The sequence below is a fragment of the Campylobacter concisus genome (assembly GCF_003048615.2).
Lineage (GTDB): Bacteria > Campylobacterota > Campylobacteria > Campylobacterales > Campylobacteraceae > Campylobacter_A > Campylobacter_A concisus_C.
The window spans coordinates 469993-482289 of the sequence record NZ_CP049263.1; the positions used below are offsets into that span (position 1 = coordinate 469993).

Annotated in this window: 11 protein-coding genes; 10 read left to right on the forward strand and 1 reads right to left on the reverse strand. The window is 40.0% G+C overall.

The window, feature by feature from the left end; genetic code table 11:
* Positions 1 to 45: 45 nt before the first annotated feature.
* Complete coding sequence (gene bamA / locus CVS89_RS02460; protein ID WP_107848304.1) at positions 46 to 2301, reverse strand: outer membrane protein assembly factor BamA; 2256 nt, start codon at positions 2299 to 2301, stop codon at positions 46 to 48.
* Positions 2302 to 2390: 89 nt separating this feature from the next.
* On the opposite strand from bamA, the gene CVS89_RS02465 reads away from it, so the two are divergent.
* The 10 genes from CVS89_RS02465 (at position 2391) to CVS89_RS02510 (ending at position 12276) form a co-directional block, all read left to right on the forward strand.
* Entirely contained in the window at positions 2391 to 3221 is an 831-nt protein-coding gene (locus tag CVS89_RS02465) for a prephenate dehydrogenase (protein ID WP_107848305.1), read from the forward strand.
* A 61-nt stretch (positions 3222 to 3282) separates the two neighbouring features.
* Positions 3283 to 4653, forward strand: coding sequence for a M23 family metallopeptidase (locus CVS89_RS02470; RefSeq protein WP_004317224.1), 1371 nt, complete (start codon positions 3283 to 3285; stop codon positions 4651 to 4653).
* 60 nt (positions 4654 to 4713) lie between these two features.
* Complete coding sequence (gene lpxC, locus CVS89_RS02475; protein ID WP_107848306.1) at positions 4714 to 5598, forward strand: UDP-3-O-acyl-N-acetylglucosamine deacetylase; 885 nt, start codon at positions 4714 to 4716, stop codon at positions 5596 to 5598.
* Between the two features lie 80 nt (positions 5599 to 5678).
* Positions 5679 to 6041: a glycoprotease gene (locus CVS89_RS02480; protein WP_107848307.1), complete on the forward strand. Its 363-nt coding sequence runs from the start codon at positions 5679 to 5681 to the stop codon at positions 6039 to 6041.
* A gap of 8 nt (positions 6042 to 6049) precedes the next feature.
* Positions 6050 to 6934 carry a homoserine kinase gene (gene thrB / locus CVS89_RS02485; RefSeq protein ID WP_107848308.1) on the forward strand — a complete coding sequence of 295 codons (885 nt, stop codon included), beginning with the start codon at positions 6050 to 6052 and terminating at the stop codon, positions 6932 to 6934.
* 21 nt (positions 6935 to 6955) lie between these two features.
* Entirely contained in the window at positions 6956 to 7210 is a 255-nt protein-coding gene (locus tag CVS89_RS02490) for a hypothetical protein (protein ID WP_004317260.1), read from the forward strand.
* Entirely contained in the window at positions 7197 to 9854 is a 2658-nt protein-coding gene (gene infB, locus CVS89_RS02495) for a translation initiation factor IF-2 (protein WP_107848309.1), read from the forward strand. The genes CVS89_RS02490 and infB overlap by 14 nt, the downstream gene beginning before the upstream one ends.
* A complete protein-coding gene (rbfA, locus tag CVS89_RS02500; RefSeq protein ID WP_004317240.1) occupies positions 9851 to 10216 on the forward strand; it encodes a 30S ribosome-binding factor RbfA in 366 nt (121 codons plus the stop codon). Before infB ends, rbfA begins: the two co-directional genes overlap by 4 nt.
* On the forward strand, positions 10209 to 10625 hold the full coding sequence (gene rimP, locus CVS89_RS02505; RefSeq protein WP_021089627.1) for a ribosome maturation factor RimP: 417 nt from the start codon (positions 10209 to 10211) through the stop codon (positions 10623 to 10625). Before rbfA ends, rimP begins: the two co-directional genes overlap by 8 nt.
* Position 10626: 1 nt before the next feature.
* Positions 10627 to 12276, forward strand: coding sequence for a formate--tetrahydrofolate ligase (locus tag CVS89_RS02510; protein WP_107848310.1), 1650 nt, complete (start codon positions 10627 to 10629; stop codon positions 12274 to 12276).
* The last annotated feature ends 21 nt before the right edge of the window (positions 12277 to 12297 follow it).

The window sequence follows — 12297 nt, forward strand, 5'->3', positions numbered from 1 at the left end:
ATGTGGGGGATTTAAGGGGCAAACTAGCCCCTTAAAAGTATCTTATTAGAAGCGTCTTCCGATAGTAAATTCAAACGTATTTGTATCATCGCCCTCTTTAGGTTTAAGAGCTTTTGCGAAGATTAGTTGAAGTGGTCCGATAGGTGTTATCCACTCGATACCTGTACCAACTGATGATCTTTTTATCTCATTTAGGCTATTTTCGCCGATCATACCATAGTCATAAAATACAACGCCACGCATTTTGACACGCTCTATTATAGGGAAGCTCATCTCAACTGAGTTGTTAAATGATGTTTCGCCGCCGTATTCATAGTAGTCGCCTTTGTATTTTACTTTTGGAGATACAGTTCTGCTCTCGTAACCACGTAAGCTTCTTATACCACCAAGGTAAAGTCTTTCGTTGATAGGAGTATAGCCTCTCTCCCAAATTTTGCCAAAGCTTGCTTTATATCTTAAGATAAGATCGTAGTCGATGTACTCTCTAAGACCTAGATAGTAGTTGAAATTTGTGCGGTTTTTAACAAAATCCATATCACCACCAAGTCCTGCTATCTCAAATGATGTACTAGCTATGATACCGCGTCTTGGCAAGTAGTAATCATCGGTGCTATTATATGTTAAAGCCGGAGTTATAGCGCTTTTTATAGCCTTGCCTTCTCTATAAATTTCTTTGCCTGTGTATCTATTTATATCTCTTAGCTCATCATCTTTTAGAGTAACTTTACTTTGCTCGATATTATAAGTAAGTGATGCGCTTAAATTTCTGGTTAATTTTCTACCAAGCGTTGTGCTAAAGCCATAGCTTCTCTCTTTATAAGTTCTCCAGTCATAGTCGTTTGCATAGAGTGTTCCGCCAAGGCTATACTCTGAGTCAAAAATTCTTGGATTTGTAAGACTTATCTGACCTGAAAGCTCTCTATCGCTCTTATCTACACTTACTTGTCCTTGAAGACCAGAGCCAAAGATGTTTGTGTCAGAAAGTGCAGCGTTTAGTAGCAAGCCATCGCTACTTCCGTATCCGATACCGCCACTTATTGAGCCAGTTGAGGCCTCTTTTACCTTTACTTTTAGATCGACTGTGTTTTTATCAACAGGATCTTCTTCTATCTCGACATCGTCAAAGTAGCTTGTTCTTTTTAATGCATCTTTTGAGTCTTGAAGGTCTGTTCTACTATATAAATTTCCCTCAGTTAGATATAGCTCACGTCTTACGACGCGATCAACTGTTCTATCGTTTCCTGAAATTTGAACATTTCTTATATATACTTTTTCGCCAGGATCAACTTCGTAGTCGATATCAACTGTTTTATTTTCATCAAATTTGTCAGTCTTTGGATAGACTTTGACAAATGCATAACCCTTGTCAGCGACCATATCGTCAAGCTTTTTCATATCTTGGCGAAGTCTTGCTGAGTTCATCGTATCGCCAGCTTCAAGTCTAAAGTCATCTATGATCTTTTTAGTATCAAGTCCTAGCTCTTCAGGTGCTGTGATGCTTACGTTTGAAACCTTATAAGGCTCGCCCTCGTGGATGTAGTATGTAAGATCAGCTGTGTAGTTATCAAATGACGCATTTAGATAAGGCGACGAAACTGTCGCATCTAGATAACCTTTTTGAAAATATTTATCTTGAATTCTTGCTGGGTCATTTTCAAGCTCGAAAAGTTTAACTTTTCCGTCGTTTCTACCCCAAAGCCAGCCCATAAATTCTCTACTTTTGTTTGCAACAACTGGCTCGATATCATCATAGTCAAACTCTTTTGCGCCGACTAAATTTACCTTTTTGATTATCATATTTTCGCCGCGGTTTATGTTTAGAGTGATGAAAAGTGAGCTGTCGTTGTCTGCAACTGGCTGTTTTTCTACATCAACAACTGTATCAAAATAGCCCTTTGACTCGTAGTACTGGCGAATTCTCTCTTTTGTTTTTTCGATAGTTAGCTCATCATACATATTGCCAGGTTTTATGTTGATTAGCGACTCGATCGCAGTTTTGTCGTTTGTCACAACACCCTTTAGATCGACTCTAGCTACGCTTGGCTTCTCTTTTACTTTTACTAAAAGATTGCCATTACCTGTATCTTCTATGTAGATATCATCAAAATAATTTTGCTTGTATAAATTTGTGATAGCCTTATCGCTAAGCTTTGGTGTTAGCTCTTGACCGACTTTTAGCCCCATTATCTGCGTGGCTACATCAGGTGAAAGGTGGATTAGACCTTTGAAATTTATTGACTGAATCGTTTGTGCATTTAGACCGCTTAAAGCTAGTGCTAGTAAAAATAATTTCTTTTTCATTAAATTTAACCTAGAGTTTTAGTATAAGTGCGTATAATATCATATTTTATTTTTAAAAAATTTAAATTTTATAATTTTAAAGGTTTTTTATGAAAATAGGTATCATCGGACTTGGTCTTATGGGTGGCTCGCTTGGTCTTGCATTAAAAGATGAGAAATTGATCTCGTGTGTCAGCGGATATGATAAAGATGAAAATCACAGCAAAAAAGCGCTAGAACTTGGCTTGGTGCATGAAATTTTAAGCATCGATGAGATGAAAAAGAAGTGTGACATCATCTTTTTGGCTGTGCCAGTAGAAGCCATCGCAAGCATCGTGCAAAATTTAACTGACATTAGCGAAGATACGACGATTATTGATTTTGGCTCGACAAAGCAAAAGATAATAGAAGCCGTGCCAGAAAAAATTCGTAAAAATTTCATCCCAGCTCACCCGATGGCAGGTACCGAGTACTCTGGTCCAGAAGCTGCTTTTAAGTCACTTTATACAGGGGCAACTGTCATAGTTTGCGACTTTGCTGAGAGTGCAGAAAAACATGTGAAAAGAAGCGTTGAGCTATTTTCTTGCCTTGGCATGAAGATCATTTTCATGAGTGCAAAAGAGCATGATCATCACGTGGGTCTTATCTCGCATCTGCCTCACGCTATTGCATTTTCGCTTGCTAGCGGGATCTTAAAAGAAGAGGATAAAAGGCACATCGTTGCACTTGGAGGGCCGACATTTAAGGGCATGATACGCGTTGCAAAGAGTTCGCCATTTATGTGGAGCGATATCTTTAAGCAAAATAAAAACAACGTCGTTGCTGCGATAAATATGTTTGAAAAAGAGCTAAATTTGTGCAAAGATCTCATAAAAGATGAGCGCTGGGACGAGCTTTTTGACTGGATGAGCGAAGCTAGAGCTGTAAGAGAAATTTTGTAATTAACTAAAAATTTATTGATAAAATGTAAAATTTCGCAAATAAAATTTAAGGTAATAATATATGTATAGACGTGGAATAGGCGGTTTTGGTATTGTTGTAGTTTTACTTGTTTTGATATTAGCTGGTGGCTTTGGATATGCTTTGATGTCGAAAGACTTTGAGCGAAATGAGCCAATTATCGGCGTTGCTGATAAGGTTTATTGGAACCTTCGCTCGCCTATGAATATCAAATTTAAAGATGACAGCGGTATAAAATTTGTGCGCATCAGCATAAATGACGGCAAAAATGACCTAAATTTACTAAATCAAATCATACAAAATCCAAGCACTGAGCTTGATGTAAATTTAACCTTCCCAAAAACTGGCTTTTTTGCTCAAAAAGATACTTATGAGATGAGCATAGAGGCGGTTGATACTAGCAAATGGGGCTTTTTTACAGGCAATAAAGCAAGCAAAAAAGTTGAAGTCGTACTTGATACCTCTAAGCCTGATCTTTACGTGCTTTCTCAGTCTTATTCTATCTCAAAAGGCGGTAGCGCGGTTGTTGTCTTTAGAGCGACTGATAATCAGCTAAAAGAGGTCTATGTCCAGACAAATTTTGGTAAGAAATTTAAGGCTGTGCCATTTTATAAAGAGGGCTTTTACGCAGCGCTTGTTGCTTGGCCAGTGCAGGTTGAAAACTTTAGCGCTGAGGTCATCGCAAGAGACTTTGCAGGCAATGAGAGCAAGTCTCACGTGAGATATTTTTATGAAAATGTAAAATACAAAACTTCAACTATTGCTTTAAATGATAGATTTTTAGATGGAAAGATCGTTGATCTAACAGATCAATATGCAAAAGATCCAAACGCTCTTTCAAGGCTTGAGAAGATGAAATTTGTCAATGAAACACTAAGAAATTCAAACGAAGAGAAGATAACAGCACTTACTTCAAATGTCGATACTGACATCACAAACGGCTTTAATATCATCCCATTTTACCCGCTTAGAAATGGCAAGAAAGTAGCTGATTTTGCCGACCACCGCTTCTATACATATAATAACGAGCAAGTAAGTGAGTCATGGCACATGGGTATAGATTTTGCAAGCGTGGCATCAGCTCCGATAATAGCCAGCAATGCAGGTCGCGTTGTGCTAGCATCTGAGAATGGAATTTATGGTTTAAACATTGTGATCGATCATGGATTTGGACTTTACTCACTTTACGGACACTGTTCAAGTGCGAAGGTAAAAGAGGGCGACATGGTTGCTGCTGGCGATCAAATAGGTACAACTGGAACGAGTGGGCTTGCTCTTGGAGATCACCTTCACTTTGGAATTTTGGTCCAAGGCGAAGAGGTAAGGCCTCAACAATGGATGGATAAAAAGTGGATAAAAGACAATGTGACAAGTGTCTTGGATGCCGCAAAGGCGATGATAGATAAGAATTAAATTTGCAAATTTGATTTTTTAGTGCTATCATAAGCGAACAAAAAAATATAAGGAAAATTTTTGAAACAAACTACTATCGCAAGACGCGTTGAGACCATTGGTATAGGGCTTCATAAGGGTGAGCCGATAAGACTTATACTAGAACCTCTTGATGCAAATTCAGGTATTATTTTGCACCGCGAAGATCTTGGTATTAGTTTTAAAGCTGAGCCTAAAAACGTTATAAATACGCAAATGGCAACCGTCGTTGGCAACGAAAAGGGCTTTATCAGTACGATAGAGCACCTAATGGCAGCTGTAAATGGATACGGCATTGATAATATTAGAATTTCGGTTGATGCAAATGAAATTCCTGTCATGGACGGCAGTGCGATAAGCTTTTGTATGTTGCTTGATGAAGCTGGCATAAGACATCTTGACGCTGGTAAAAAAGTCATCCTTGTCCGCCGTGAGGTCGAGGTGGTTGAGGGGTCAAAATTTGTGCGAACTTCGCCTTCAAGAAATCCAAAATTTGACTATACGATCAAATTTGACCACCCAGTTATCGGCGAGCAAAGATATCTTTTTGAATTTAGCAAGAGCTCATTTGTAAAAAATATCGCTCGTGCTAGAACTTTTGGCTTTTTAAAAGATTTGCAACGCTTGCAAGCTCAAAATTTAGCCCTTGGTGCATCGCTTGATAATGCCGTGGCTATCGATGATACGCATATTTTAAACCCAGAAGGTTTGAGATTTGAAAATGAGTTTGTAAGACATAAAATTTTAGACGCAGTTGGCGATTTGAGCTTGCTTGGAGCACCTTTACTAGGTGACTACACAGCATTTGCTGGCAGCCACGATCTAAACCACAAACTAACACTTGCTTTAATGGCAGATGAGAAAAATTATGAGATCGCAACGCTTAGTGGCGAGCTTTTAAAAGAGTATCAAAAGGTATTTGCATAAAAAATATTGAAATTTTAGTAGTCTCTTTATCGACTCCACTTTTAGTTGGAGTCTATAAAGATGGCGTAAAATTTGATGAGATCACAACTGACGAGCATGTCAGTGAAGCTCTGATAAAAATCCTAGAAAATTTATCCTCTAAATTTAACATCACAAAGATTATCTACGCAAACACGCCAGGCAGTTTTATGGGGCTAAAGGTGGCCTACGTCATCTTGAAAACTTTTTCTTTGGCAAAGGGCTGTGAATTTTACGCGGTAAGTGGCTTTAGTCTAAATGGCGGCGAAGCGATCAGAGCAAATAAAAATTTAAGCTTTGTGCTAAAAGAGGGCGAAATTTCGCTTGAAAAAGTTGAGCCAGTGAGATTTGTGTTGCCTTTAAATTTAGATGAATTAAAACTAAATTCAGATACACTTCCAAATTATATCATCCAAGCTGTTTAGGAGAAAATTTGAATATCTTAATCCCTGCCACAAGTGCAAATTTAGGACCTGGTTTTGACGCTTTAGGACTTAGTTTAAAGCTTTTTAATAGCGTAAAGATCGAACCATCTAAATTTAGCTCAGTTTCGATAAATGGCGAGGGAAGTGATAGCACAAATTTAAAAAGAAACAACATTTTTCTAAGCATTTTTAATGAAATTTTTTTAGAGCTAACCGGTAAAAATGAAAACTTCAGAATAGTTTTTGAAAACAATATCCCATTTTCAAGAGGACTTGGTAGCAGCTCCGCAGTGATCGTTGGAGCCATAGCCTCAGCTTACGAGATGGCTGGATTTAAGGCTAGCAAAAGCGTCGTTTTAAATAAAGCTATCATCTATGAAACACATCCAGATAATATCTCGCCGGCAGTTCATGGCGGATTTATCAGCGCGGTTGTAAAAAATGGCAATGTTTATGCAAATAAAATAAATTTAAGCGATGATATAAAAGCAGTCGTCGTCATCCCAAATAAGCCGATGAGCACTGCATCATCAAGGCAAATTTTGCCAAAAAACTACACTATAAAAGAGTGCGTAAATAACCTCTCTCACGCTGCATTTTTGACCTCTTGTTTCTATGAAAAAAGATATGATCTTTTAAGGGTAGCAAGCGAAGATATGATGCACGAAGAGCGCAGAATGAGCGCTTTAAAAGAGCTTTTTGAGGTGCGAAAGGTAGCTTATGAAAATGGAGCGCTAATGAGCACACTTTCAGGCTCAGGCTCAAGCTTTTTAAACATCGCTTACAAAGATGATGCTAAAAATTTACAAGATGTTTTAAAGAGTAAATTTAGTGATTTTAGAGTTGAAATTTTTTCATTTGATAACGATGGATACGAAATTACGCAAAGCTAAAAACAAGTTTAAAAAGGTATAATGAATAAAAATAATCCAGTAAGGACATGCGTCGCTTGCAAAGTTAAATTTTCTCAAAACTTGCTAAAAAGATACCGCTTGGTAGGCAAGAATTTAGAGTGCGGCAAAGGAGACGGTCGCAGTTTCTATCTATGTGATGGCTGTTTGCAAAAAGACGACAAAATTTTAAAAAAAATAATTGATAAACAAACTAAAGGTGCCCTCGGACTTGACGCACCGAAGTTAAAGGAGATACTCTTAAATGAGCAATGTTAGGATTTCAGAGATCGCAAATGAGCTTGGCTATCCAAGTAAAGAGATAGTCGAAAAAGCTCAAGAACTAGGCCTAAAGGTCAAAACTCACTCAAATGCTGTGAGCCTTGAAGAGGCTGAGGCAATATATGAATACGTTCAAACTGGCGTAATACCAGATAAATTTAAAAAGAAAAAGAGTGAGCCAAAGGCAAAAAAAGAGCCTAAAAAAGAGGCAGAAAAAGAGTCAGTAAAAAAAGAAGAAAAGTCTAAAACTGAGCCTAAAAAGACAGCTACTAAGGCTGAGCCAAAGCCTGAAAAGGTAAAGACTGAGCCTAAAAAAGAGGTGCAAATTTCAGAGGAAAAACCTAAAACTGAGCCTAAAAAAGAAGAGCCTGTAAAGGTCGAGCAAAAGCCAGCAGAAGCACCGAAACCAAAAGAGAGCTTGGCTGATGTGACTCAAAAAAGACGCGGTCTTGTGATAGTTAAAAAGAAAAAAGATTACGAGGCGCCAGCTCCTGTAAAAGAGGAGAAAAAGGCTGAGGCGACTGTTACTAACATTAGCGATTTTAAGAGTATGTTTTCTGCTAGCGATGAAAATTTGGCTAGAAAAAAGAAAAAAGAGAAAAAAGTAACAGTTGTAAGCAAAAAAGATAGCGCTGAGAAGATGGACTTGCTTGGCGGAAGCGACTTTGGTGACATCGTGCTTGAAGATGAGGATGTGGTGGTGCTACCTGATTTTAGCTTTAAAACCCCAGCTCCAGCTCCGATGCAAAGGACAAAACAGCCAAGTGCGATGAAGACAACCGTCAATAACACGATAAATTCGTTTGGCGAGGGTGGCATACAAAGAAGAGCTAGAAAAAAACACAAAAAGCCTGAAAATAAACAAAATAGCGAAGCTGTAACTTCGATAAATATCCCAAAAGAAATTCGTGTTTATGAATTTGCTGAAAAGCTAAATAAACAGCCAAGCGAGGTCATAGGTAAGCTATTTATGCTTGGTATGATGACAACTAAAAATGACTTTTTGGATGAGGATGCGATAGAAATTTTGGCCGATGAGTTTAACGTCGAGGTAAATATCATCGACGATCAAAAAGAATTTGACTACGTAGCAGCCTATGAAGAGGAGATAAAAGATGATGAAAATCTCCAGCTAAGAGCACCAGTCATAACCATCATGGGTCACGTCGACCACGGCAAAACCTCGCTACTTGACTACATAAGAAAGTCTCGCGTAGCTGCTGGCGAGGCTGGTGGCATCACTCAGCACGTGGGCGCTTATATGGTAAATAAAAATGGCAGAAACATCACATTTATCGACACTCCAGGTCACGAGGCATTTACAGCTATGCGTGCAAGGGGCGCTGGTGTAACTGATATAGTTATCATCGTTGTTGCAGCAGATGACGGCGTAAAACCACAGACAAAAGAGGCGGTTAGTCACGCAAAAGCCGCTGGTGTGCCAATAATCATCGCAATAAACAAAATGGATAAAGAGTCAGCAAATCCTGATCTAGTAAAAACTGGTCTTGCTGAGCTTGACATCATGCCAACAGAGTGGGGTGGCAAATATGAATTTGTGCCGATCTCTGCAAAAACAGGCATGGGCATAGATGATCTACTTGAGATCGTGCTTTTACAAGCTGATCTTTTGGAGCTAAAGGCAAATCCAAAGGCAAACGCAAAAGCTACTGTCATCGAGAGCTCACTTCAAAAAGGCCGTGGTCCAGTAGCTACCATCATAGTTGAAAACGGTACGCTTCATGTTGGAGATACTGTAGTAGCTGGCGTTGCATACGGTAAGATAAGAAGCTTGCTTGATGATCAGGGCAGGCCATTAAAAGAGATAAAACCAGGCGAATGTGGCGTGATAGTGGGTCTTAGCGAGATAGCAGAGGCTGGCGAGACACTAATAGGCGTAAAAACTGATAAAGAAGCTCGTGAGTACGCACAGAAAAAGGCTGAATATATCCGCCAAAAAGAGCTTAGCAAGAGTACAAAGGTTAGTATCGATGAGCTTAGCGCTAAGATCGCTGAGGGCGAGCTAAAGACACTTCCAGTCATCATCAAAGCTGACGTTGGCGGCTCACTTGAGGCGCTAAAAGCAAGCCTAGAAAAACTAGCAAATGATGAGATTAGAGTAAATGTGATCCACTCAGGTGTTGGCGGCATCACGCAAAGCGACGTTGCACTTGCAAGCGCAAGTAACGATTGTATCATCCTTGGCTTTAACATAAGGCCAACTGGCGAGATAAAAGAGAAGGCAAAAGAGAGCGGCGTCGAGATAAAAACTTATAACGTTATTTATAACTTAATAGACGACGTGAAGGCGATTTTGGGCGGACTAATGTCACCTATCATCAGAGAAGAGCAGCTTGGCCAAGCTCAGGTTCGCCAAGTGATCCACGTGCCAAAAGTTGGCACTATCGCTGGATGTATCGTCACTGAGGGTACGATAAACAGAGGGGCAAAAATTCGCCTTATTAGAGAAGGTGTGGTCGTTTATGAGGGCTTAGTTAGCTCACTAAAACGCTTCAAAGATGATGTCAAAGAGGTTGCTAAAGGCTACGAGTGTGGCGTTGGTATCGAGAATCTCAACGACATTAGAGAAAATGACTACATCGAAAGCTTCAAAGAAGTCAAGGAGAAAGCTACTCTATGAACGCTAACGAAATAAAGCGTATGAGAACAGAGAGCGTGCTAAAAGAGCTCATACCAGAGGCTCTAGCCACTCTTGAAGATAGCATTTTAAAGGGGCTTTGCGTCACTGACGTCGAATGCAAAAAGGGCAGATACGACGCTTTTGTCTATCTTGACAAGATGATGTTTGATGAGCGCGAGCAAGAGTATATTTTGGGGCATCTAAAGCGCGTTTGTAGGCACTTGCAAAACCACTGCATGGCGGCTGAGGGTTGGTATAGATGTCCAAATTTTCACTTTAAATTTGATGATAGATTAGAGTATCAAAACCATATGGATAAGTTGTTTGATAAAATTTCAAAGGATTTAAACAAAAATGGATAATTTAGACAAACTAGTACGCGAATGCGGCGTTGAGCTTTACGACAGTGAGATCGCAAATGAAAATGGCAGGGCTATTTTTAGAGTTTACATCACAAAAGATGGCGGAGTGAGCCTTGATGATTGCGAAAAAGTGAGCCGTCTGCTCTCGCCTATCTTTGACGTGACACCGCCAGTTAGCGGGGATTATAACCTTGAGGTTAGCTCACCTGGCCTTGAGAGAAAGCTTAGTAAGCCTTCGCATTTTAAAGCGAGTGTTGGTGAGCTTGTCAAAGTTCAAACCGAGGCTGAGAAATTTGCAGGAAGGCTCGTAAAAGCGGACGAAGAGAGCATTGCAGTAGAAAACGAAGAGGGAATTTTTGAGATCAACATCAGTGAGATAAAAAAAGCAAAAACATATTTGGAGTGGTAAAATGCTAAGCGACATCGAGATAACTCACCAAACGAAACTTGAACACATCAGTAAAGTTGCCGCAAAACTAGGCTTAAACGAAGACGAGCTTGAGCTTTACGGCAAATTTAAGGCTAAAATTTCTCCTAGACTTGAGCCATCAAACTCAAAGCTCATCTTAGTCACTGCGACTAATCCAACCCCATACGGCGAAGGCAAAACGACTATGTCGATCGGTCTAGCTGACGCACTAAATTCACTTAATAAAAAGGTCTGCCTAGCACTTCGCGAGCCATCTTTGGGACCAGTTTTTGGCATAAAGGGTGGAGCAGCAGGTGGTGGCTACTCGCAGCTTGCGCCGATGGAGGATCTAAATTTACACTTCACTGGTGATTTTCACGCGATAACATCGGCAAATAACCTGATTTCTGCCATGATAGATAACAGCCTCTATCAAGAGAACCCACTAAAAATAGAGAAAATTTTATGGAAGCGCTGTATGGATATGAACGACCGCGCGCTTAGATTTATCACTGTGGGTCAGGGTGGCAGAACGGACGGCGTGCCAAGAGAAGATGGCTTTAACATCACCGCCGCAAGCGAGATCATGGCTGTACTTTGTCTAGCAACAAGCTTATCAGATCTAAAAGAGCGCGTGGCAAACATCATGGTCGCTTACGATAGCGATAAAAAGCCTATCTACGTGCGTGATCTAGGCTGCCAAGACGCTGTTTGCATACTATTAAAAGATGCGATCAAGCCAAATTTATTTCAAACACTAGAGCACACACCTACGCTTGTGCATGGCGGTCCATTTGCAAACATCGCACACGGCTGCAACTCAGTTATCGCAACAAAAACAGCTCTAAATTTAGCCGACTACGTCATAACTGAAGCTGGCTTTGGCTCAGAGCTTGGAGCGGAGAAATTTTTAGATATAAAGTGCAGGGTTGCTGAGATTAAACCAAGCGCTGTGGTACTTGTAAGCACGATCAGATCGCTAAAATATAACGGTGAAGCAAATAAAGACGAGATCACAAAACCAGATATGAATGCACTTAAAAAAGGTATCGAAAACCTTGGCGGCCACATCGAAAATTTAAAAGTTAAATTTGGTCAAAACGTAGTTGTGGCGCTTAATAAATTTGGCTTTGACACCGATGAAGAGATAAATTTCGTAAAAGAGTATTGCCGTGAGCTTGGCGTAGAAGTAGCAGTTTGCGAGAATTTCTTAAAAGGTGGCAAAGGTGCGCTTGAGCTTGCCGAACTAGTTTTAAAAGCGTGCGATAAGCCAAGCAAGATAAATTTCACCTACGAGATGAGCGACGATACGAAAACCAAAATAGAAAAGGTCGCTAAGGAAATTTATGGAGCTGGCGAGGTGGTCTTTGAAGAGGCTGCTCTTAAAAAGCTTGAGATGATAAAAGAGCTAAATTTGAGCCATTTGCCAGTTTGTATCGCAAAAACTCAGTACTCATTTAGCGACGATGCGAAGCTTTTGGGCAAGGCAAAGGGCTTTACATTTAGCGTAAAAGACCTTGACATTAGAACAGGAGCTGGCTTTATCGTCGCGGTTTGCGGTAAGATCATGCTAATGCCAGGACTTCCAAAAGTGCCAGCTGCGGTCAATATGAGGATAGATTCAGACGGCAAGATCGACGGCTTGTCATAAATTTATGAAAACACACTGGCA